This is a genomic window from Proteus sp. G3927, from assembly GCF_963894685.1.
In the GTDB taxonomy this organism is placed as follows: Bacteria; Pseudomonadota; Gammaproteobacteria; order Enterobacterales; family Enterobacteriaceae; genus Proteus; species Proteus mirabilis.
On sequence record NZ_CAWQGX010000028.1, the window covers coordinates 168861 to 192729 of the forward strand.

Genomic DNA, 23869 nt, shown 5'->3' on the forward strand with positions numbered 1-23869 from the left:
AATTAGTTTTTATTAGATTATTTTCTTACTTTAACTGCGTGATTTTGTTTTACAAATAGGCAATTAGCTATTAAGTGTTTTTAAGGTAATGCGTTCGCTGATCACTTCTTCTATTTCAGCCAGTGTCATAGGTACGTCATTTTTCATAAAACCTAATCCAGCTACGGCTCGTGTAAAAGACATTAAATCTAATGGCGGTAGCTCCATCACCCAGTTTTCTTCTGTCGCTAAGGTATTTTCTGCTTTGAGTATATTTTGTACGACATCGGAAAATGTTTGATGTGATGATGCCCAATTTTGATCACCACTTGCCCATAACCAACGAGTAGCAATAAAGTTTTGCCACATATCTTCCCAACCATCATAAATACGACGTAGCATTGATGCACTCATTAATGACCATGTTTGTGCTTCTTGCTGGGTAATATAACCTTGTTGGCAGCCTTCTAAGCAAAGCTTGTTAAAACGACAAAGATCCCAAATAAGATATTTTACATTTTGGATATTCATTCGATTGGTGTTCATCATATCGATTTGCCATAAACGTTCATTTTTATCATTTTCAGTTAAATCAGATAATAAAATATCGTTTTTTAATGATTGAATATCTTCTTCTTTGCCATTCAAAATCTGGTCACGTAACTGGTAAAAGTCATTGGTATGACCTTGAGTCAGCAACCAAAATAATTGGTAGATTAAATCCCACCGATCATTAACTCCCCAAGCCGCTGATAGCCCACCATCATCTTTACCTTGATTATATTCGTTATATGCCCACTCATTCATTACCGCATAAGGGGCTGCGACATATAATCCCCATTCTTTGGGTAATAACTGATTTACTGGGCTTTCTGTTGCTGGAGACGATAAAACGGGCTCAGGCTCTGTTGTTGCTGGCATTGTAGCAGTGGGTAATTTATTGTCTTGCAATGCAAATCGTAACCACTTAAAAAGTATCACGAGGAAAAAACCACCAATAATGACTCCTACAGAGCTTGGAAACCCTGCATACACATAACCACTCATTCACTATCCTTAATGTCTTTTTTATCTTTGTAAATCATTGACTGTTTGTTAGTTGTAATATTTAAACAGTTGATTGCCAGGAAGGGAATAACAAAATAGATAATAATTGACAAAGAGAGAACAAAAAAAGAGCGCTATAAAAGCTATAACGCCCTTTGTAAGCCTATCTACTTACATTTTCTTATTAAGAATTAGCAATAAATTGCGCACGCAAAGTTTGTAATTTATCCCGTGTTTGAGCCGCTTTTTCAAATTCAAGATCTTTAGCATGTTGATACATTTCCGTTTCTAAGCGCTGAATTTCTTTTTCTAATTCAGCCGTAGAAAGTAATGGATAATCTTCATGAGTATCAACCGCTTTATGTCCTTTCTTATTACGGCCTTGAGTCGGTTGACCAATCTTAAGAATATCACCAATTTTCTTATTCAAGCCTTTTGGCACAATGCCATGTTCAAGGTTAAATTGTTGCTGTTTTTCCCGACGACGTTCTGTCTCACCAATGGCTTTCGCCATAGAATCTGTTATTTTATCGCCATATAAAATAGCTTTACCTTCAAGGTTACGAGCAGCACGACCAATCGTCTGAATAAGCGAACGTTCTGAACGTAAGAATCCCTCTTTATCTGCATCTAAAATCGCCACAAGAGAGACTTCGGGCATATCTAACCCTTCACGAAGTAAGTTTATCCCCACCAGCACATCAAATTCACCTAGACGTAAATCTCGGATAATTTCAACCCGCTCGACGGTATCAATATCTGAGTGCAAATAACGTACCCGTTCACCATGCTCTTCAAGATATTCGGTCAAATCCTCTGCCATACGTTTTGTTAATGTTGTCACTAATACACGTTCATTTTTAGCTGCTCGTATACGTATTTCTGATAATAAATCATCAACCTGTGTGGCAACAGGGCGAACTTCAACCACCGGATCAAGTAAACCTGTAGGTCTAACCACTTGTTCTACAATGTCATTACCTGATTTTTCTAGCTCATATTTTCCCGGTGTTGCTGAGACATAAATGGTTTGTGGTGCTAATGCTTCAAACTCTTCAAAACGCAATGGACGGTTATCCAACGCAGAAGGCAACCGGAAGCCATATTCTACTAACGTCTCTTTACGTGAGCGGTCGCCTTTATACATGCCGCCAATTTGCGGAATAGTAACGTGCGATTCGTCAATCACTAATAACCCATCAGCAGGCAAATAATCAAATAGCGTTGGTGGTGGCTCACCAGGCCCACGGCCAGAAAGATAGCGGGAATAGTTTTCAATACCTGAGCAATACCCCAATTCATTCATCATTTCTAAATCAAATTGAGTGCGCTGGGTAACTCGCTGCTCTTCAACCAATTTATCATTGGCTAATAGCACCTTACGTCTTTCAGCTAGCTCCTGTTTGATTTTTTCCATCGCATCCAGAATACGTTCGCGCGGCGTAACATAGTGGGTTTTAGGATAGACGGTGAAACGTGGCACATTGTAATGAATTTGCCCTGTGAGAGGATCAAATAGCGATAAACGCTCAACCTCTTCATCAAATAATTCAACACGTAAAGCGTAGTCATCAGATTCAGCCGGAAAGATATCGATCACTTCACCACGGACTCGGAAAGTACCGCGCTGAAAAGCCTGATCATTGCGGGTATATTGCAAATCAGCAAGTCGGCGTAAAATCGCACGTTGGTCAATAATCATGCCATTGCTTAAATGTAGCATCATTTTTAAATAGCTATCAGGATCACCCAAACCATAAATAGCTGAAACTGAAGAGACCACAATAACGTCTTTACGCTCTAAGAGAGCCTTTGTAGCCGATAGACGCATTTGTTCAATATGTTCGTTAACAGAGGCGTCTTTTTCAATAAAGGTATCGGAGCTTGGCACATAGGCTTCAGGTTGATAGTAGTCATAATAAGAGACAAAGTATTCCACCGCATTTTCAGGGAAAAACTCTTTCATTTCACTATAAAGCTGTGCAGCTAGCGTTTTGTTTGGCGCTAATACCATAGTAGGACGATTTAGGTTAGCTATCACATTGGCAATAGTGAAGGTTTTACCTGATCCGGTTACCCCTAATAAGGTTTGGTGAGCAAGTCCATCTTCTAACCCTTCACATAATGAAGCGATAGCAGTAGGTTGATCACCACCGGGTTTAAATTCTGAATGCAGTTTAAAAACTTTGCTCATATTCTTATCTCCTCGCAGACACTCCTTATGATACTGGATAAAAATCCAGCTTCAATCTCTATCTTACAAAAAATAATCTGAATAACGGATTTAAGTTATCCCCAGATTTTAATCAAAAAGTTTTTTAAAAAATCAACCCCTTATTTTAGGGATAAATCACTGAGAGTAAGTTGACGCTTTCGCACTATTGATTTTATTTAACTTATTAATAATAAACAATAAAAAATAAAAGTTGAGAATAACACCAATCTTTAGCAATGCCTTGTATTCTCTATATTTGGCGTATTTTTATTATGGTAATACACAAGGTTATCCACAGGAATAGTGGATAACTGAACAAAGTGCTTATACCACGGTAGGTTACAGCTTTTTTTCTTATTAAAAATAACCCTAATATTTAGCAAAAAAATAATTTTTTTATTTTTTTATACATGAAAATAAGCTGTTAAAATTGACTCAATATGATGTATCAATGTGATTTGAGATAAGAGAGATCAAGATAAGAGGTAAAATTATGTTGTTTAACGTCTTGTGTTAAATAAGGAATTTTACCTAAAAGTGGTGCTTTAATATGCGCCATTAAAGTAGCTAAATACTGCTGTTGATACCGCCCGGCAGGCTCTACTTCATTTGCTACCCAGCCCGCTAAAGTCAACCCTGATTGCCAAATAGCTTGTTGCGTTAATAATGCATGATTAATACAACCTAATTTAATACCCACCGTTAAAATAACGGGTAATTTTTCTTCAATCACCCAATCTGCAAAGAATTGGTTTGCTGATAGTGGCGTAAACCATCCCCCAGCACCTTCAACTAATACCCAATCTGCGCGTTGTTGCAGATAAGATAACCCCTTCGACATAACCTGAAAATCAATAGGTTGTTTTGTTTCTTCGCTCACAATATGAGGTGAGGTGGGGGTTTCAAAGCAATAGGGATTCACTTGCTGATAAGCCAAAGGGACGCTACTAAACTGTTGTAACGTTAATGCATCACTATTACGTAAACCTTCAGGTAACCATTCGCTACCAGATGCGACAGGTTTATAACCCGCCGTTTGATATCCTTGTTGTGTAGCGCATTGTAATAATGCACTACTTACGACGGTTTTACCGACTTCGGTATCTGTTCCTGTTAAAAACCATGTTTTAGCCATGAGAAATCTTTCCTATAACGAGTTCATAAGTAAGTAGATATTTACCAGAGTCTGTTTTACGCCAAACTTGCTCTAATTGACGCAGTTTTTGGCGTGTCATTAATCCTTTTGGCCGTTCTCCTTGCACAAAATTCGCGCCTACCCCTTTTAATGAGGTAAAAAGCTCAGGCAATGATGCATATTGTTCTGTCACCTTTTCAGTCACAAATTGATATTGAAAACCACTACAGGCTTGTTCAATCTGTTGGTAAGAGAGGAACGGGTTAACATGTTGGTGGTTATCAAGAAACTGCCAAGCGTCTCGTACCTCTTGTAACGTTGATGTTGCTAACGTAGAAAAATAGAGCGCCCCTTGTGGATTGACGACACTCATTAAGCTATTTACCGCAATGGTAAGATCATCACACCACTGCATAGCTAAATTGCTAAAAACGATATCTATGCTGTGGGGGGTGATCGCACAGTGCTCAATATCACTTTGTAAATAACAATTAGCCCGTTGTTGTTGTCTCGCCACTTGTAACATGGCATGAGATAAATCAAGTGCGATAACAAACCGTCCTTGTTGTCGCCATTTTTGACTGAAATACCCAGTGCCACACCCCGCATCTAGCACCCTATCCCCAGCTTGGTGGCGAGCTAAATACATCAATTTATCACCACTATAACGTTGAATAGAGGCATGATGATCATAATGGCTAGCCGCTTTACTAAAACACTGGGCTATCTGCTGTTTATCTGTTTTGATTGAAGAAGCCATGAAGAAGCTCGATTAACATCGCAATGTCGGAAATTTGGTGACGAGTCGTTAAAGTAATGCGTAAACGTGCGCTGTGAGGGGGTACAGTCGGTGGAAAGATCGCTTTTACCCAGAAACCTTCACGTTGTAAATAGTCTGAAAGTTGTTGACAGCGTAGTTCATCACCAATAATTAACGGTTGAATGGCTGTTTGTGAAGGTAATAATGTGACTGGAAGTGATGAGACACCTTGACGGAAAAAGCTAATAAGTTGTTGAAGATATTCTCGTCCTTCATCATCTTGTTTAATAACTTTTAACGCTGCATGTAAAGCAACGGCTTGTGCGGGGGGCATTGAGGTACTGTAAATTAAGTGACGTGAATATTGTTCGAAAAACTCAGCAGTCGCCTTATTACACAGTACAGCCGCACCACTAATGCCAAAGGCTTTACCAAAAGTCGCTATTAATAACTCAGGTTTAATCCCTGCTTCATGGCAACTCCCTTTACCTTCTTTACCTAACACGCCAATACCATGCGCATCATCAACCATTAACCACGCCTGATGCTGTTGACTTATTTCTGCCATAGCCGCTAATGGCGCTTTATCACCATCCATGCTAAAAACCCCTTCTGTCACGACTAAGCTTTTATTCGCAGAGGTTTTATGAAGTCGCTGAGATAGAGATGGCGCAGAATTATGCAAAAAGCGCCATAAACTCGCCGGTGATAAGATAGCCGCTTCCATTAATGAAGCATGACAAAGTTTATCGGCAATGATGGCATCTTCTTTTTCAAGTAATGTCGCAATAACACCTTGATTAGCACTATAACCTGAAGAAAATAATAGCGCATGATCGTACCCTAACCAGTCAGCGAGTTGTTGCTCTAACTGCTGATGGGCCTGTGTAAAACCGGTAATATGACCCGATCCCCCACTCCCTACACCATATTCATTCGCACCACGTTGCCATGCTTGAATAACATCAGGATGTTGGCTTATCCCTAAATAATCGTTACCAGAAAAATTAACATATTTATCACCAGACAGTGTGGTTAAATAGCGTCCATTACTATGCTGGATCACCTGTCTTTTTCGCCATAATGGCGTATTTCTACGCTCATTAAGTCGCTTATCTAGATAGTTTTGCCAACTCATTACAGTGCCGCGTTATAAAATTGTTCGGTGTCTTTTTCAGCAACAGCTTGTAGCAACGCGTCTTCTTGTTGCTGATCGCCCATCGAGACAGATAATCTTTCAGGATTTAAACCAAGCTTACGGAATAATTGGTGATCTTTATCTTCAGTGGGATTCGTAGTCGTTAATAATTTGCAACCATAAAAAATGGAGTTTGCGCCAGCCATAAAACAAAATGCTTGCGTTTGTTCACTCATTTGCTCACGCCCTGCTGAAAGTCGCACATAAGAGCGAGGCATCATAATACGAGCAACAGCAATAGTCCGAATAAAATCAAAGGGATCGACATCTTCATTATCAGCCAGTGGCGTACCTTTAATTTTGGCTAACATATTGATAGGTACACTTTCCGGCGGTTGCGGTAAGTTAGCTAATTGCACTAACATAGCGGCTCTATCTTTGACCTCTTCCCCTAAACCTAAAATGCCTCCAGAGCACACTTTAATGCCCGCATTACGTACTTTATCTAAGGTATCTAAACGGTCTTGATATGTCCGGGTGGTAATAATGCTACCGTAAAACTCAGGTGATGTATCAAGATTATGGTTATAAAAATCCAGTCCGGCTTGTGCTAAGCGTGAGGCTTGTGAATCATCAAGCTTACCCAATGTCATACAGGTTTCCATACCTAGCGCTTTCACTTCTTTGACCATCTGCTCAAGATAAGGCATATCACGCTCATGTGGATTACGCCAAGCCGCGCCCATACAAAAACGGGTTGAACCTGCTGCTTTTGCTTTTTTGGCTGATTCAATCACTTGTTGTACTTCCATTAAGCGCTCTTTTTCTAACCCTGTTTTATAGCGCGCACTTTGGGCACAATATTTACAATCTTCAGGACAAGCGCCTGTTTTTATCGACAGTAAGGTGCTGACTTGAATTTGTGAAGGATCAAAATGTTGACGATGCACTTGTTGCGCTTGAAAAACCAAATCTAAAAATGGCATATCAAACAGTGCCCTAGCTTCTTTTAATGTCCAACGTTTTAACGTACTCACAATACATTCTCCTGTTCAAAAGTGATTGCCAGTTTAAATAATAGGGTTATCATGTCAACTAAAATTGATCACACTAGGTTTACATGATTAACTGGAAAGTAAAATGACACCCGATGATATTGCTTTTGATTTACGCCATATTTGGCACCCTTATACCTCGATGAGTAACCCATTACCGGCTTATCCAATCGTAAGTGCAAAAGGGGTTGAACTCACTTTAGCGAATGGCAAACAATTAATTGATGGTATGTCTTCATGGTGGGCTGCGATCCACGGCTATAACCACCCTGAACTCAATACGGCGGTAACAGAACAACTAGCAGCAATGTCCCATGTGATGTTTGGCGGTATCACCCATCCCCCAGCGGTTGCTCTATGTCGAAAACTATTGGCTATCACTCCCGCACCACTAGAGTGTATTTTCCTCGCTGATTCAGGCTCTGTAGCGGTTGAAGTGGCGATAAAAATGGCATTGCAATATTGGCAGGCAAAAGGTGAAAAACGCCAGCGCATTGTGGCATTAAAACGCGGTTATCATGGTGATACTTTTGGCGCGATGTCGGTGTGTGATCCTGACAATTCGATGCATAGTCTCTACAAAGGCTACCTGCCGAATCATCTGTTTGTCGAAGCGCCAAAAACCGGATTTTATCAACCGTGGGACGCTACTGATATAGACGCTTTACGCACCACATTAGCGCAACATCATCAACATATTGCCGCCGTGATGCTAGAGCCAATCGTCCAAGGAGCTGGTGGTATGCGCATATACCACCCAGAGTATTTAACACAAGCTCGAGCGTTATGTGATGAATTTAATGTGTTATTAATTGCCGATGAAATCGCCACTGGATTTGGCAGAACCGGTAAATTATTTGCTTGTGAACACGCGGGGATCTCCCCCGATATTATGTGTGTAGGTAAAGCATTAACAGGTGGTTATATGACGCTATCCGCCACGTTAACTACACGCCATATTGCCGATACTATCAGCCAAGGTGATGCAGGTTGCTTTATGCATGGCCCTACCTATATGGGGAATCCTCTTGCCTGTGCGGTGGCGAATGCTAGTTTATCACTATTAGAACAAGGTCACTGGGTTAATCAAGTCGCCCAAATTGAAGCTCAACTTAAAACCGAATTATTACCCTTAAAGCAAGCAAAAAGCGTTAAAGATGTGCGGGTACTTGGTGCTATTGGTGTCGTAGAAATGGTTGAGCCAGTCAATATGGCTAAACTACAGAAATACTTTGTCGATGAAGGGGTTTGGATACGACCTTTTGGTCAACTGATTTATATTATGCCTCCTTATATTATATCACCTGAAAAGCTCACTAAACTCACTCAAGCAATTGAGAAAGCGGTTAATCTTACCAATTAATTATTTTGTTTTAATATCTCTAGCGGCATCATCTACCGCTAGAGAGCAAGCGATACTTATTTGGTGACTACAGTGACCCACATCGCCCCTTTTCCGACTGGGTAACAAGCTAATTCCGTTAATGCGCCGGTTTGCCTATCAATACGAGAAACAGAGACAAAATCAGATTTCTGACCGCAAGAAATGAGATAATTTCCTGTATTATCAAGATTAAAACCGCGTGGTTGTGTCTGTGTTGTATAATGACCTACAGGTTGTAGATGATCCCCTGCTTCTGAAACTGCCATTACACTAATCAAGCTTTCCGAACGTTCACTGGCATAGAGGAAACGACCGTCTGGGGTAATATGGATATCAGCGGCCCAACGTGTGCTATTGAAAGTTTCTGGCACCATATCGATGGTTTGCATTAAACGATAAAGATCACCCATACGACGATAAACATTGATTGTTGCATCTAATTCATTAAGGCAATAAAACACTTCGCCATTAGGATTGAACGCTAAATGACGCGGCCCTGCATTTATTGCTGTGGTTAACTCTTCGCTACGCGCTTCACTTAAATGTCCCTCTTCTGAAAGATTAAATAGACGAATATGATCTTCACCTAAACAGGGAACAATAAGCTGCTTGTTATGCCAATCAATATTAGAAGAGTGTGGTTTATTTAATCCTTCAATAAGTTGTATCGGCGCTTGAGCAATACCTTGTTGATTAATCGGCAATACCGCTAAGTTACCTTGGTGATAAGAAGGAACAAACAAAAAGCGTTCGGTTTTATCCAAGCACAAATGAACCGGCGCACTTGGAATTGCCGTTATTGCTTTTTGTTCTAACTGGCCATCAGGTGCGATTTCAAAGGTCACCACACTAAAATGAGGACGAATGCCAACATAAAGATGTTTTCCATCTGCACTAGCCACCATAGGTTGAACTTGTCCTGCAACCTCAACAACCTGCAGTAGATGCATCTCTCCCGCGCTATTTAATGTATACGCATGGATTTGATGACTCTCTGGACTTGCTACGTAGACTACCTGTTTCATCCTTTCTCCTTAAAATCGATTACCTATTGATTTATAAAGAATAATAACTTAACCAACTGATACCTGTCACGATTAAGCTAGTTTATCTTTGCTAGGTTAACGTGTAACATCAGCATCATTGCATCTTTATACTATCAAGGGGCTTATTATGTCGTATCGCGTTATTGCACTGGATCTTGATGGCACATTGCTTGATGACCAAAAACGTATCCTACCGGGATCTTTAACTGCTCTTAATCTTGCCAGAAAAGCGGGCGTTAAAGTACTCATTGTAACAGGTCGTCACCATGTTGCTATTCATCCATTCTATCAAGCGCTAGATCTTGATACACCCGCTATCTGTTGTAATGGTACTTATCTTTACGACTACCTCGGTAAAAAAGTGCTTGAATCTGATCCTTTAACCCCCGAAGAAACACGCGCGGTACTCGACTTGGTTAAACAAACCGATGTGCATCATTTAGTCTATGCAGATGATGCAATGATGTATGATCAACTTACCGCTGCCGTACAACGTACACTTAATTGGGCTGATACTCTTCCTCTGGCACAACGCCCTAATTTAGTCAAAGTAGATGATTTTTACCAAGCAATGCATCATGTTGATTCTATCTGGAAAATAGCGACCACAACCCCCAATCACGATGAGTTACGTGCTTTAATCGAACAAGTAGAACAACAAGTCGGCTTAGAGTGTGAATGGTCTTGGGTCGATCAAGTTGATATCGCCAAGAAAGGTAATAGCAAAGGTCGCCGTTTACAGCGTTGGGTTGAAGCCAATGGCATGAAGATGAGTGATGTTATGGCGTTTGGTGATAACTTCAATGACTTAAGTATGTTAGAGCACGTTGGTTTAGGTGTTGCTATGGGTAACGCATCAGATGAGGTCAAAGCACGCGCTAAACTGGTGACTAAAAATAATAATCAGCCCGGTATTGCAGAGACTATTCATAAATATATTTTGTCTTAAATACTTGCTATTCAAACAACAAAGCCTCATCTATGACGAGGCTTTATTTTTATAAATCAATAAAATAAATTAAAGATGGCGACTTAGTGAAATACTTTTTATTTGCGCATAAAGCCACTGCCCTTCTTGAATATTGAGTTCATCTCTCGCCCAAGGGGTGATCCGCGCCCATAAATAATTGCCATCATTAACCAGTTTCACATCTACCTGATCATCATGTTTGATCATTTCAACCACTTTCATATGTAATATATTACGGATACTACTATTTGATGGGCGAGTGGTAGTTAACGATACATCTGAAGCATCAATACGAACGCGCACATCGCGACCTATTTTTGCCTCTATTTGTGGCAACCACAGTACTTGATTACCAAAGGCGGTCGCCGTCATCGCATAATGGCTATGATGTTCAACGACCATAACATTTGCAACACTGCTTAACGTCTCTTTTTGTAACCAAGGGCGTAATGCGCTACTGGCCCAAACATCTTCTAACTTACCCATTGCCTTAATTTTTCCGGCATCCATAACAATCACATTATCAGCAAGTCGAATAATCTCATCTAGACTATGACTCACATACAAAATAGGTATTTGTACATCTTGTGAAAGTTTTTCTAAATAGGGTAATAATTCACGCTTGCGGGGTAAATCAAGAGAGGCCAATGGTTCATCCATTAGCATAATATCGGGTGCAGTTAATAATGCACGTCCAATAGCCACACGTTGTTTTTCACCACCAGATAGCGTAATAGGAAAACGCGAAAGTAGATGTTCGATACCTAATAGATAAATAATTCTATCAAACTGTACTTTCATTGTTGGTGACATACCGTAAAGTAAATTTCCTTTTACGGTATAATGAGGAAATAGCCGTGCATCTTGAAATACATAGCCTACTTTGCGCTTTTCAGGTGGCAGATAAATTTTCTTCTCAATATCCACCAATGTGTGATTATTTAACACAATATGTCCTGAATCAGGTTTGGTTAAACCACCAATCACATTAATGAGCGACGTTTTACCTGCGCCAGATAAGCCAAATACCGCCGTGATACTTTCTGTTGGTAATTGAGTATTCACTTCCAGACACAAAGAGCCCAGTGTCTGTTTAAAATTCATCTCTAGCATACGCCCCCCAATCTTTTACGACCCCAACGAGTTAGCCACTCTGAAGCCATTAAAGAGACGAGCGCCAAAATAATTGCAATGACACATAAACGGGCGGCATCCATTTCTGCCCCCGGTGTTTCAATTAACGTATACATAGCCAAAGGGATCGTTCTGGTTTCCCCTGGAATATTGGAGACGAAAGTGATTGTGGCGCCAAATTCACCTAATGAGCGAGCAAAGGCCAATACGATCCCCGCAATAATGCCGGGCATAGATAATGGTAACGTTATAGTAAAAAAGACACGTAATGGTGATGCGCCTAATGTTCTTGCCGCTTGTTCCATACGTTGGTCGACAGCTTCTAGTGCTAGTCTAATTGCTCTTACCATCAGTGGAAATGCCACAACAGCTGAGGCAAGTGCCGCCCCTCGCCAACTGAAGGTAAAACTAAATCCAAACCAATTATATAGCCATTCACCAATAAATCCGCGTCTCCCCATGCTAATTAATAATAGATAACCAACAACAACGGGAGGTAAAACTAAAGGTAAATGAATAATGCTATCAAGCAATGATTTACCAGGAAAACGAACCCTAACTAACAGCCAAGCCATCAATATACCAAAAGGAAGACTAATTATTACTGCAATTGTCGATACCTTAAGGCTTAAAAGAATCGCTTGCCATTCGTATTCACTTAACATCTCCAAAAGTATAATTCCTAAAGTGGGCTAAAGCCGTATTTCTTAAATATTTCTGCGGCTTGAGGTGTTTTTAGATAGTCATAAAAATCACGAACAGCTTTATTATCCTGTCCTTTTACAACTGCCATTGGATACTCAACAGGTTTGTGACTATCAGTTGGGAATACCCCAACCACTTTCACTTTGTCACTGGCAACAGCATCAGAGCCATAGACAATACCTAATGGTGCTTCATCTCGTTCAACTAATGCCATGCCGCTGCGAACATTATTAGTGCGCGCCATTTCCGGACTCACCACATCCCATGCACCTAAATATTCTAATGACTCTTTAGCATAGATACCAACAGGTACATGATCTGGATCACCCACAGCTAATTTTCCACCATTAAGTAAGGATTTCCATTTAGTATCCTTATTAATAACAACATTGTTTAATTTGCTATCTTTAGGGGCAATTAACACTAAGTCGTTACCTAATAATGTATGTCGTGAATCAGTCACCATTAAATTCTTATTAATAACATAATCCATCCACTGCTGATCGGCAGAAATAAATAGATTTGCAGGTGCTCCTTGCTCAATTTGGCGAGCAAGTGTTGAAGAGGATGCATAAGAAGCAACGACATCCGCTTGTTTTTCCTGTTTATATTGTGCCGAAATTTCATTAAGCGCATTAGTGAGAGAAGCCGCCGCAAATACCGTTATTTTATCCGATGCCATACTTTGGCTCACTAAAGCAAAAGAGATAATCGCACCAGCCAGTAACTTACCTGATAATTTTTTCATGTTGAGTTCCACTTAAATAGGACAATAACCACGCTGTATATATCAAGATATAACGTAAAATGAAAGGATAAGTTGATTAAAATTGGTTATATATCAATAAATATAGCGATAAGTAGGGAGACAAAAATGGCGATAGCAATGGAGATAGAAATGCAATCAACAACGCGACAACTTGAAGTTAAATAGCTAAAAGATAAATAGCTAAAAGATAAATACTCTAAATAATTCAAGGTGTAGCTAGGCGACAAGTGAATGAGTCGCTAGGAGCATACATAAGTATATGACTAGTGCGAATAAACGCAGTCAACAACGCTACAACTTGAAGTATGACGAGTATTTGAGGAGTATTTGAGGAGTATTTTAGGAGTATTAAAAACAGCCCTTCACAATAAAGGGCTGTTCTAAATAGAGGGGTAATTATGCTTTTTTATCAGCCTTTGACTGACTAGGTGAAATTAAGTTAAAAATCTCGCCTAAACCATAAATAATGCCCATGATAAGTACCATCACAACAGGTACCATCAAGAGAGCGAACCCTAAACTTTTCAATAATTCAAACATGATAACCTCTTTATCATGGTATATTCGGAAAGCCAGAGTTGGCATTTCTTCACGAATAACGAATAATAACGCTATAGTTGTATCTATTCTAGAGAATTATCGTTTTGTGTCGGCACAAAAAATGCGATAAACAGACAAACCAGAAGAAGCCTATCATTATGCAAGCAGAAATATTACTGACACTGAAACTTCAAGATAAGCTCTTTGCTGATCCACGCCGTGTTGCGCTGTTAAAACAAATTAAAGCAACAGGCTCAATTAGCCAAGGGGCGAAAATGGCGGGCATTAGTTATAAAAGTGCTTGGGACGCTATCAATGAAATGAATCAACTGGCTGACGAACTCCTTGTTGATAGAGCAACTGGCGGTAAAGGGGGTGGAGGCGCCACACTGACTCATTATTGTGAACGCTTACTACAACTTTATGATCTATTAGGACAAATTCAACAAAAAGCCTTTGATGTATTAAAAGACGATTCATTACCTTTAGACAGCCTTTTAGCGGCTATTTCACGTTTTTCGTTACAGACCAGTGCCAGAAACCAATTTTTTGGCACCATTATTGAACGCGATCACTTACAAGTACAACAACATGTTAATGTTCAGCTTGCTGATCAAAAAACGGTTATCCGCGCGGCGTTAACTGAAAAAAGTGCCGATCGTCTAAATCTTAAAGAAGGCAAAGAAGTACTCGTTTTAATTAAAGCGCCATGGGTCAATATAGAAAAAGGCGCCTCTGTAGCACAACAATATGACAATGCGCTATCAGGCACCCTAACCCAAATTGAAACGGGCAATGAAAATAGCGAATTAGTGGTAACGTTAGAAGGTGGATTAGAAGTGTGTGCGACTTGTTCTAACCAGCATGTTACACAACAAAAGCTACATATTAATGATACCGTAACAGCGTTATTTAATGCCGATCAGGTGATTATCGCCACATTATGTTAATTATTAGCATGATGGCTTTTGAGTAAAAATAACACCATCACTTAATTGATATTTTAAAAATTATATTAAGTGATGGTTTTTCGACTGATACAACGTGTAAAAGCTTTTTTTATTGAAGCACCTAAAACCTCATCACTACAATTGGCTTTTAATGTAATAATTGCACTATCAGATATTCCCTCACCTACCCAATGATCCATACGTAAATGATTTTGAGGTCTAATGATAATTTCATTACCTACAACACTTAAACTACACAAATTCATATTTTCAAATAGAGCCGTTTTATTTTTATAACCATACTCTTTGACAATTTTTTTTATCCATTCAGGATAAGATTTTTTATCAGTATACATCTCATGAAATTCTTGTGAGTTACTTTCTATTTCCCTACTATTCATTAAAAAATTTTTTGAATAATAACCTAACTCAGCATTAGTGATATCATTAGATAAAATCTTATATCCATATTTAAAGTCCGTAAAATGGATATAACACCCAGAGATAGTTACTATAATATAATAATCATTGTTAAAATAAACATCTGCATATAAATTATAACATTTCGATTTAATCACGAACTAATCCTCAATTATAGTAATATTAATTTTTTTTGAAGATGCATTTTTAATAGAATCATTAATAGCATCCCATTGTTGTTTGGTTGTTCTTGCAGGAACACCTAATTCTAGAGTTTTTGATTTAATATCACTTGGTAAAGTTTTATAACCTTTATTTCTGCTGGATATTTATCTATTTAATAATTTCCAAATAAAACCATCACCTAATCATTATCTTAGAAATAATATTAAAAAAATGGCTTTTTTATTTATTGATGCTTACATTAAAAATTAGCGACTAATTTATTTATTCTGAATACATATGAGTAAAATAATCGCTAATTTTATTATTATAAAACAATCTATCTTTGGTAAAATCAAGATTATCAGAGACTACAATATATTTCCTTAACTTTTCTGGAATATTTGCTATTGTGGCATAAACAGTAGGAACAATAAAAAATAGTCACCTATTTTTGTTTTGCCTTCATATACAGAGCTAAAACGATACATCCTCAATTTAATTGGTTGGCCCATTCCATCGTAATTGATGTCGTAATTCATTAGGAACTAAATCAAATAACATTTTTATATACCTAACATTACCATCATATAATATACTTATTTTCGAACTGCATTTTTCAATATATGTTTTAGCTTGATAATTTAAAAATGAGATATCACTTTCATCAAAATCTTGACTAAGTATTTTTTTGGGTAAATTATGAATTAACTGTAACTCATAATAACAAGATTTATCTTTTGCTTTTGCTATCATTCCTCTGGACTGAATATTTCTTAATTGAGGTAAAATCCAATACATCATATCTATGTATATTTCATTTTTAGTCATATGCTATCACTTTATTTTTCTTGATCTACTATTGGTTTTATAGCAGTAATAGTTAGTTAAAATGTTATATTTATTTATAACACCTTGTATATATAACAAAAAATCACTTTATACATAGTATGAATAAAGTGATTTTATTTAATATCCATTTAAACTTTACAGCTAATACAACGTGTAAAAGCTTTTTTTATTGAAGCACCTAAAACCTCATCACTACAATTGGCTTTTAATGTAATAATTGCACTATCAGATATTCCCTCACCTACCCAATGATCCATACGTAAATGGTTTAGAGGACTAATAGTAATTTCATCATCTGTAAGCTCTAAGCTACATCGATTCATATTATTAAAAAGTGCTGTTTTATTTTTATAATTATATTCTTTGATTATTTTTTTTATCCAGTCTTGATAAGTTTTTTTATCATTATACATTTGATTAAACTTATCTGAATTTCCTTTTATTTGTTCACTTTTAATCAGAGCGAGTTTGGCATAATAACCTAATTCGTCATCAATAATATCATTAGGTAAAACCTTATAGCCTTTTTTTAGATCCATTATATAAATAGAATGACCAGAAAAAGTTAATAAAAAATAATAAGTATCATTATAATAAACACTTGCTCTTAATTTATTACCTTTTAATTTAAACATTAACTATTCCTCAATAATCGTAATATTAACTTTTATATTTTTTGATGATGCATTTTTGATCGAATCATTAATAGCATCCCATTGTTCTTTAGTGGTTTTTTCTGGAACTCCCAATTCTAATGTTTTTAATTTTACATCTTTTTTAAAAATTTCTGCAGTTCCTCGTCCATCACCACTATATTTATCTATAGTTGAAATATATGTATTTAATGTATTTTTTAATGATTTTGGATTTTTAAGCCTTGATTCAGTTTGGGTATTTAATGTCTTTACACTAATATATTCACCTGTCTTATCATCATAATAGTCAAATGTTTTAGCGTTAAGATGTAATCGTTTCAGTCGTTTATTTGATAGCCCAATAAAATTTTCAAATGTCATTCCTTGCTCTGCTATTGTACCTTGGTACATCCATTTCATTGTGATTTTATTTCCTGATTTGTCAATAAAATAAATATCATTTCTTGGTATAAATTGCGTTTTATTGGCATTAAATCTAATAGGTCCATAAATTCTATTACCATTACGCTTAGTTATCGACGCTCCTAGTGCAATCACTGAAGTTAAATTTTCAAGTGTTACTTTATCCCATCCTGTAAAATCACTCGCATTTTCAATCCATTGATTTCTTGCAAAAATTTCACTATCTGTTAATTTATCAATTTCTGTATAAGTGAATAACTTAATATTTTCATAACCACTAAATAGTGGATAGTTTCCCCCAATCCTTGTTCTTTCTTTTGTTATCCAATAATCTGAAAGTAATGAATCTTCCTCATGTGTATGTGGGTATTTTTTCATTAAAGATTCATAATAATTTCTTTCTGATGAATTTAATGATTCCTGAGCAATACAATAAACTTTCCGACAAGATGCAGCTAATAAGCGTTCTAACTTATTTTTATCTCCATTGGCTAATTTATTAATTGCTTTTGTTTCTTCTAAATGAAGTTGTCTATTATAACGTTCTACTAATTCAGCCGAATTAGCCGCACTTATAACGCCCTCCGCTTTACCTGTTGCAACTAAACCAGCAAAAGCCCCCACCAAACGACTTTTTTGAGCTTGTTGTTCTCGCCACTGTTCTGTCTTAATTAAATTATCGTTGAGCGATATTGCCGCTATTTCTGCTGCCAAGGCGCCGGCTACTGCACCTGTTACACTGCCTCCTGCAATTTCAGCGCTCACTCCTGCAACAACAGAATGGCTTAAAACCTTTCCTGCATGCCCTAATATCGCACCGTTATCACCAATGAGATTGGCACCTTCAGCGTGAAATTGACTGCCGATATGGCTTAATAGCGCAGTTTTAAAATTATCAATAAAACTGCCACCTTGAATGGCTGTGCCCAGTGTAGAACTCACTACTGACTGTGAGGCAACGCGTTGAGCAACTTGAGTCCATGTGGCATTATCCGTCGCAAGCAACTTGCCTGTTGTCGGTAATGTTCCCCCCTGTATTGCTTGATCCCAACCCATAAATTGGTCAAGACCTTGCAAGGTGCCTGCAACGGCCATACTGGTGACAATGGATTTCACCGTATCACTGCGACTTAAGGAGCCAAATGTTTTAGAAATATTGCCTTGATTTTCGGCTAAAGAGACCGCAGCTTGCGAAACTAAAGAAGCAAAACCGGCTTGTGCCGCAACTGATGCCGTTGACGCAACCCCCGCAGAGGCTCCTGCAGCAATAGTTGCATTACTTGCCATTCCTCCTATTGAGGCAGCTGTTGCCGTACCATAAGTTGCAACCCCTACCGCGATGGCAATAACCGCACCAACAACTGGATTTAACTACTGGGTTTTATCATCCCAACTGGAATAAGTGTCTTTCACTAAATTCCAATTAATATTTTCTTGACGTTGGAGCGCATTAAGCCAAGCATATTCTGGTGTGTTACTTAAGGCAGTTAATGCCTGCTCTAAAGATTGCTCTTTTTTGGCTTTAATATCTGCAGATATGCCTTTTGGCGCATCAATAGTCAGCTTTCCGCCAATATAGAGTTCAGGTAATAGCCATGTTCCCTTGGTGTATCCCTGATTACGTTGAGTGATATATATATCTTTTGAACGAGTAATAACTTGTTTAAAAGCAGTATCTTTCACCGCTTTAAAATTAATGCCTCCTGTTTTACTGGTTAATTTGGCATTCTTTGCTGTCTCTAATTTACTTGCTTCTAAAGTGATATCATCCTTAGCAATTAAATTAATATCGTCATTAGCAATAAACTCGGTAACTTTATTCGTTGTGTTATTAAATGTTTTGGTATATTTCTTTTTAGTCGCACACAGTGTCCACCAATTACATTTTTTCTTTTCTTCTTCATAGTAACTGGATTCTTCCATTGCCTGTGCATAAAGAAATCCACCTTTAGCAGCAATATCCATCTTTTTATTAGCAGCCAATTGAGAGGCCTGAAATAAAATACTGCCCTCAGATAATAGTGTTAGATGATTACCGCTATTAATTTCAGTACTGACTTGTTTACGAAGTTCTTCTAACTCTGAATCCGACTCTTTACGAAAATGTGTTCTTACTGATCCCAATTGGATATTGCCACCACTGGAAATAGCAATATCCCCCTCTGATTTAAGTGAACTTCCTTCTGTTGTGAGTGAGCCTGATGATGCAATAGAAATACCTTTATTTCCCATAATGGATGTGGTGGCATATTGAATGTCTTGCGCATCTTCGTGGGGATCTTTGATGGCGGAATAAGCATTTGCACCCAGTTTTATATTTCTACCCGCTAATACAATGATTTTATCTTTTGAATTTAATACTGTTGAACTTAAATCAATATCACGCGCGGCATTTAAAATAAGGTTATTATCTGAAAATAATTTAGATTGTAGTTGGGGGTAATGAATATCACTGAAAAAAGGAGCGGCTTCTTTTATTAATTTGGAGGCAAGAAAAATATCTTGTCCTGCATTAAAAGTTATTTCTTTGTTACTATAATATTTTATTCCCTGACTAACAATATCTTTACCAGCCATCAAGCTTATATTATTCTTACTTTTCCAAAGCCCCATATTAAATAAAAACGCTGGAATATATTGTTCATCTCTAAAAGTTGGCATTAGATTGAAAAATAAAGACTCATCGCGTTTTATTTTAATATTCTCTAATGCTGATAAACTTTTTTCATTTGATTCATTAATTATTACATTTGAAATGTAAATGTTTTTACCTGAATAAAAGTCTATTTTTTCAGACACATCAATAAATGGTGCCTTAATGCTATTCAGAGTATAAGAGGCTATAGGGCTAAATGAATAATTAATATCTCCATTCTTAGTTATGATGGAAAAATGCTTTGCTGTTATATCTATATTTTCAGAATTAACATTATCAATTGCTGTTAAATTTATAATATCACCAGATAATAAATTTGAATTACTTATATTTATATTTTTATTAGCAATAACAGATAAAGAGTTACTTGATTTTAAATTTAATGAAATATTTAAATTATTAGCATTTAATAGTATATTTTTAGCTAATATAGTACTTTCAAAATCAGATATTCTTCTATACTTTTTAATTTCTTTTTCTAAAAATGGAAATTTACGTTCTAACGCTATACTATCTTTAAAATCTAAAACTAAATTATTACCTGCTTTTATCATATATTCAGAAGCACTATCTACAATAAATTCATAATGACTTCCAGTTTTAGTAAAGGGAATAAAATGAACTATTTTTTGAAACTTAGTTTCATCAATATTATATTTATTTACATCATCTCGATAAAAAATATGAGCATTATCATGAGAATAAAGATCCCATTTATTAAGGTGTCCAAACCGATAATAGTATACTTTTGCATTGTTTCCCGTTGCGATAAGATCATTAGTTGCAAAAATATCAGATTGGGTATTAAAAAACTCGTTAGATTGTATATATAAATTTTTACCAGAATAAATAACACTAGGAACATACTTTTTATTCTTTTCAAATAATGAGCGTTCTACATTAACACCTCCATTATTTTTTAAATCTAATATATCAAACCACTTTTTATCAGAGAGTTCTTTTAATTCAGCAAGTAAAATAATTATAAGGAAATTATTCGTAGGACTATTGTAAGGATGAAGAAAATGAGTACCTATATTTATAGACGATGTAGAATCAGGCTCTTGCTTTATTTCTTTAAATAAAGGAGTAATAGATTCATTAACCAATTTCTTGGTTCTAATAATCAAATCACCCTTTTCTGTTTTTATGGTGGCTGATTGATTTTCAATTAAACTACTTGGTTCACCCTGTGCATTTTTTTGTATCCATAAATTATCTTTTGCTTGAATAAGCGCTTTTTCACCTTTATTAGTGAATTTATCTACGAATAAACGCATATCCTTTTCTGCGATAATATCACTATGATTCGTTAGCGTATTAGTTGCTAATGTAATATCTCTTTGCGCTTTTAAGCTGGCATTACTATTCATTTGTAGCGCTTTGCTACTAACATTAATATCTTGCTCAGATTGAATATTGCCATTAAAGGTAATTTTGCCATCAACTGTTAAATTGATACTGTTTTGCTTTGTTTGAATATCAGTTAAATTAACACCGACCCCTTTTTCTGTGCTAACTAAGCGTATTTGATTGGCATACATTCCACCCAATGCTTTTGTATCAATAGCGACGGTCGGTTTTACACCTTCTCCATTAATGCTATTTACTGTCCCTTTGCCGAAATCAATATGGTTATTCCCTTGCATTAAAGAGAGATTTTTAGCATTTATCTTTCCATTTATTTCAATACTACGACTAATAATATCGGCATAATTTTGTAAATCGGCATTCATACCTTGCTTACCAATAACAATACTGCCTTTTTTTACTTCTAGTGCCGAATAGGTACCTTGAGGGCTAAATTGAGGCTTTCCCGTCGTGAGAGTAATTGATGGAGTATTAATAAATGAGCAACCATCACAACTAATTCCATTAGGATTAGCAATTAAAACATCCGCTTGTTGTCCTGCAACTTCTAATTTACCTAATAACTGTGAACGACTATTACCGACAACTTCATTAATAATTAAATTAGCCGTATTACCTTTTAAATTTTTATTAGCAGATATTTTTTTTGCCAATTGACTATTGGCATCAACTTGCGAATTATTAAGTACTGCCCCCTGTTTATTAACATTAAAGACATTAAACCTATTATGAGAAACACCACTGTCATTAGGTGTTGCTATATTAATAATAGGAATATTATTTTGCTGATTTATTGTTATCGTTTTATCAGATGAAGTAATGACAGAGCCCCAAGCAGGATGCAATGGGTAAATAGCGGTTAAATAAATAACACAATAGCTTATTAAACGCTGTTTTCGCGAAATATCCTTTTTATGCATAAAAAATTCCTTATTTAAAGAGCAAAAGAAATTGACCAAGATAAAGACCATTGGTTAGCATTTGACCACTTTGGATAAATGAATGGTTTGTTTATCAATAGTTGTGAAGAAAAAGGGGAACGATAAAATGAAAGCCCCATAGCGCCAGCTAATAAAGACTGCTGCTTTGTTTCATATTGATCAGAATAGATAACGCCATAATCAACAGCTGTAATAAAACGCCATTGACCTAAAAATGAATTTATCCATGGTGTATTAATTTCATTACGCCAATAAAGTCCTCTATTGGCACTAAGCTTATTTTGTTTAGCACCACGAACTGCATTTAATCCATCTATGGTTATTTTTTCCACACTATAAAGATTATCAGATGTATATTGACCATAAAAAGACGTAATATAGGAGACAGAGTAAGGAAATAAATATTGATAATGTATATTTAGACTCAATTTTCTATAGTGGCTTCGGGGTGAGTTTTCAGCAATATAATCAGGTGATGCCCCAAAAAAAGACAACCCAATTTCTGCTGATGGATTAATAGATAAATAACCTGATGTCAGATTAAAATGATATTGGGGGGCTAATGATAGTGATGTTAATGTTGGGCTATTGATTAATATCGGCTGTTTGGCTAATTCCGTTTTTACTTTTTTATGCTTTAATATGCCTTTTAATATTATCTTCTTCTTACTATCCCGATAAAGTAAACGACTAATATCAACTTGCTGATTAGTATTTATATTTTTATAGATATATTTATTACTATAACTTTTAATAAAATGAGAAGAACGGTTATAAGATAACTGATATTGATAAAACCAATAGCCATAGGGAATATTTATACTCGCTGTATAGCCTCTATAATAATGTGAATGTAATAAATCTGTATTACTGTTTAAGGAGAGATCCCACTGCTCTCCAAATCCAAATAACGAATCTATTGTTGTGGTATTCGTCAGTAAAATTTCACCTGTTGCTTTTGAACCTGAATTATCAATAGTAAGTTGATTTCTGAAAGGATGCGTTTTGTTTTTCTTATAAATAAAAATAGTCGAGTATCCTATCCTGTCACTAGGTTGAATATCTAATCTATATTGTGATGTTGTTAATCGATTAAGTTGTTCAAGCCCATGCTCTAACTCACGTAAATTAAGTCGTTTATCTTGATATGAAGGAAATAGAATATCAACCATGGGAGAAGTCATATTATCAATAAAGATTGATTTTATCTTTCCTTCAATTACGTTAATGGTTAATTGATGATTTGAGAGATCTTGATCGGCAATAAAAGCTTGTGAAGTAATATAACCTTTTTCAATATACGCATTAGTCATTGATTTAATGATATGTTGCATATCACTTAATGTTAAACATTTATTTATATATTTAGATATTAATTCTTTTTGTGCCTTATTAGTTAATAAACCATTCCTTTCTATTTTTATTTCATTAATTAAGAAGCAATTATTTACATTATTATTTATTTCTGCAAAAGTTATCTTACTTATCGTTAATAAAAATAGCGCCATTAACCCTAATAAATAGTTAACACATTCCCTTTTAATGTTATTCATATAAACGAGTCCTTATGTTTTTATTAAAA

General features: G+C 36.4%; 21 protein-coding genes. 3 read left to right on the plus strand and 18 right to left on the minus strand.

What is annotated here, in order from left to right:
* Positions 1 to 63 precede the first annotated feature (63 nt).
* The 6 genes from AACV00_RS12045 to bioB form a co-directional block, all read right to left on the minus strand.
* Positions 64 to 1026: a DUF1266 domain-containing protein gene (locus AACV00_RS12045; protein WP_004247567.1), complete on the minus strand. Its 963-nt coding sequence runs from the start codon at positions 1024 to 1026 to the stop codon at positions 64 to 66.
* Positions 1027 to 1210: 184 nt separating this feature from the next.
* Positions 1211 to 3220, minus strand: a complete 2010-nt coding sequence (gene uvrB, locus AACV00_RS12050; RefSeq protein WP_004247566.1) for an excinuclease ABC subunit UvrB — start codon at positions 3218 to 3220, stop codon at positions 1211 to 1213.
* A 469-nt stretch (positions 3221 to 3689) separates the two neighbouring features.
* A complete protein-coding gene (gene bioD, locus AACV00_RS12055; protein ID WP_004244465.1) occupies positions 3690 to 4376 on the minus strand; it encodes a dethiobiotin synthase in 687 nt (228 codons plus the stop codon).
* Entirely contained in the window at positions 4369 to 5136 is a 768-nt protein-coding gene (gene bioC, locus AACV00_RS12060; RefSeq protein WP_104459814.1) for a malonyl-ACP O-methyltransferase BioC, read from the minus strand. Before bioC ends, bioD begins: the two co-directional genes overlap by 8 nt.
* Positions 5111 to 6274, minus strand: coding sequence for an 8-amino-7-oxononanoate synthase (bioF, locus tag AACV00_RS12065; protein ID WP_004244461.1), 1164 nt, complete (start codon positions 6272 to 6274; stop codon positions 5111 to 5113). The genes bioC and bioF overlap by 26 nt, the downstream gene beginning before the upstream one ends.
* Positions 6274 to 7311, minus strand: a complete 1038-nt coding sequence (bioB, locus tag AACV00_RS12070; RefSeq protein WP_017628468.1) for a biotin synthase BioB — start codon at positions 7309 to 7311, stop codon at positions 6274 to 6276. The genes bioF and bioB overlap by 1 nt, the downstream gene beginning before the upstream one ends.
* A 103-nt stretch (positions 7312 to 7414) precedes the next feature.
* Between bioB and bioA the strand changes: the two genes are divergently transcribed.
* Positions 7415 to 8692 carry an adenosylmethionine--8-amino-7-oxononanoate transaminase gene (gene bioA / locus AACV00_RS12075; RefSeq protein ID WP_017827749.1) on the plus strand — a complete coding sequence of 426 codons (1278 nt, stop codon included), beginning with the start codon at positions 7415 to 7417 and terminating at the stop codon, positions 8690 to 8692.
* A 56-nt stretch (positions 8693 to 8748) separates the two neighbouring features.
* Here the strand turns inward: bioA and pgl are convergent, their stop codons facing one another.
* Entirely contained in the window at positions 8749 to 9738 is a 990-nt protein-coding gene (gene pgl / locus AACV00_RS12080) for a 6-phosphogluconolactonase (protein ID WP_049198758.1), read from the minus strand.
* Between the two features lie 148 nt (positions 9739 to 9886).
* Between pgl and AACV00_RS12085 the strand changes: the two genes are divergently transcribed.
* Complete coding sequence (locus AACV00_RS12085; protein ID WP_012367674.1) at positions 9887 to 10708, plus strand: pyridoxal phosphatase; 822 nt, start codon at positions 9887 to 9889, stop codon at positions 10706 to 10708.
* Positions 10709 to 10777: 69 nt separating this feature from the next.
* Here AACV00_RS12085 and modC read toward each other — a convergent pair whose 3' ends face one another.
* The 4 genes from modC to AACV00_RS12105 all read right to left on the minus strand — a co-directional run bounded on the left by modC (position 10778) and on the right by AACV00_RS12105 (position 13877).
* A complete protein-coding gene (modC, locus tag AACV00_RS12090) occupies positions 10778 to 11842 on the minus strand; it encodes a molybdenum ABC transporter ATP-binding protein ModC (RefSeq protein ID WP_004244454.1) in 1065 nt (354 codons plus the stop codon).
* A complete protein-coding gene (gene modB / locus AACV00_RS12095; RefSeq protein ID WP_004244453.1) occupies positions 11836 to 12528 on the minus strand; it encodes a molybdate ABC transporter permease subunit in 693 nt (230 codons plus the stop codon). The genes modC and modB overlap by 7 nt, the downstream gene beginning before the upstream one ends.
* 17 nt (positions 12529 to 12545) lie before the next feature.
* The gene (modA, locus tag AACV00_RS12100; RefSeq protein ID WP_041701066.1) at positions 12546 to 13316 is read right to left on the minus strand and encodes a molybdate ABC transporter substrate-binding protein; all 771 of its coding nucleotides are present in this window, start codon (positions 13314 to 13316) and stop codon (positions 12546 to 12548) included.
* 417 nt (positions 13317 to 13733) lie between these two features.
* Positions 13734 to 13877, minus strand: a complete 144-nt coding sequence (locus AACV00_RS12105) for an AcrZ family multidrug efflux pump-associated protein (protein WP_004247559.1) — start codon at positions 13875 to 13877, stop codon at positions 13734 to 13736.
* 158 nt (positions 13878 to 14035) lie between these two features.
* On the opposite strand from AACV00_RS12105, the gene modE reads away from it, so the two are divergent.
* Positions 14036 to 14827 carry a molybdenum-dependent transcriptional regulator gene (gene modE / locus AACV00_RS12110; protein WP_004244449.1) on the plus strand — a complete coding sequence of 264 codons (792 nt, stop codon included), beginning with the start codon at positions 14036 to 14038 and terminating at the stop codon, positions 14825 to 14827.
* 65 nt (positions 14828 to 14892) lie between these two features.
* On the opposite strand, the gene AACV00_RS12115 is transcribed toward modE, so the two are convergent.
* The 7 genes from AACV00_RS12115 to AACV00_RS12140 form a co-directional block, all read right to left on the minus strand.
* Positions 14893 to 15405, minus strand: coding sequence for a contact-dependent growth inhibition system immunity protein (locus tag AACV00_RS12115; protein WP_049203649.1), 513 nt, complete (start codon positions 15403 to 15405; stop codon positions 14893 to 14895).
* 3 nt (positions 15406 to 15408) lie between these two features.
* Positions 15409 to 15576 (minus strand): endonuclease toxin domain-containing protein, encoded by a 168-nt coding sequence (locus AACV00_RS17645; RefSeq protein ID WP_353655908.1) that lies wholly within the window; start codon positions 15574 to 15576, stop codon positions 15409 to 15411.
* Between the two features lie 331 nt (positions 15577 to 15907).
* Complete coding sequence (locus AACV00_RS12120; protein WP_004252172.1) at positions 15908 to 16240, minus strand: hypothetical protein; 333 nt, start codon at positions 16238 to 16240, stop codon at positions 15908 to 15910.
* Positions 16241 to 16389: 149 nt separating this feature from the next.
* Entirely contained in the window at positions 16390 to 16896 is a 507-nt protein-coding gene (locus AACV00_RS12125) for a contact-dependent growth inhibition system immunity protein (protein ID WP_004252175.1), read from the minus strand.
* Between the two features lie 3 nt (positions 16897 to 16899).
* Positions 16900 to 18606, minus strand: a complete 1707-nt coding sequence (locus AACV00_RS12130; RefSeq protein WP_237584924.1) for a DUF637 domain-containing protein — start codon at positions 18604 to 18606, stop codon at positions 16900 to 16902.
* Positions 18607 to 18690: 84 nt separating this feature from the next.
* Complete coding sequence (locus tag AACV00_RS12135) at positions 18691 to 22266, minus strand: two-partner secretion domain-containing protein (RefSeq protein WP_237584925.1); 3576 nt, start codon at positions 22264 to 22266, stop codon at positions 18691 to 18693.
* A gap of 14 nt (positions 22267 to 22280) precedes the next feature.
* The gene (locus AACV00_RS12140; RefSeq protein ID WP_104731549.1) at positions 22281 to 23840 is read right to left on the minus strand and encodes a ShlB/FhaC/HecB family hemolysin secretion/activation protein; all 1560 of its coding nucleotides are present in this window, start codon (positions 23838 to 23840) and stop codon (positions 22281 to 22283) included.
* Between the last annotated feature and the right edge of the window lie 29 nt (positions 23841 to 23869).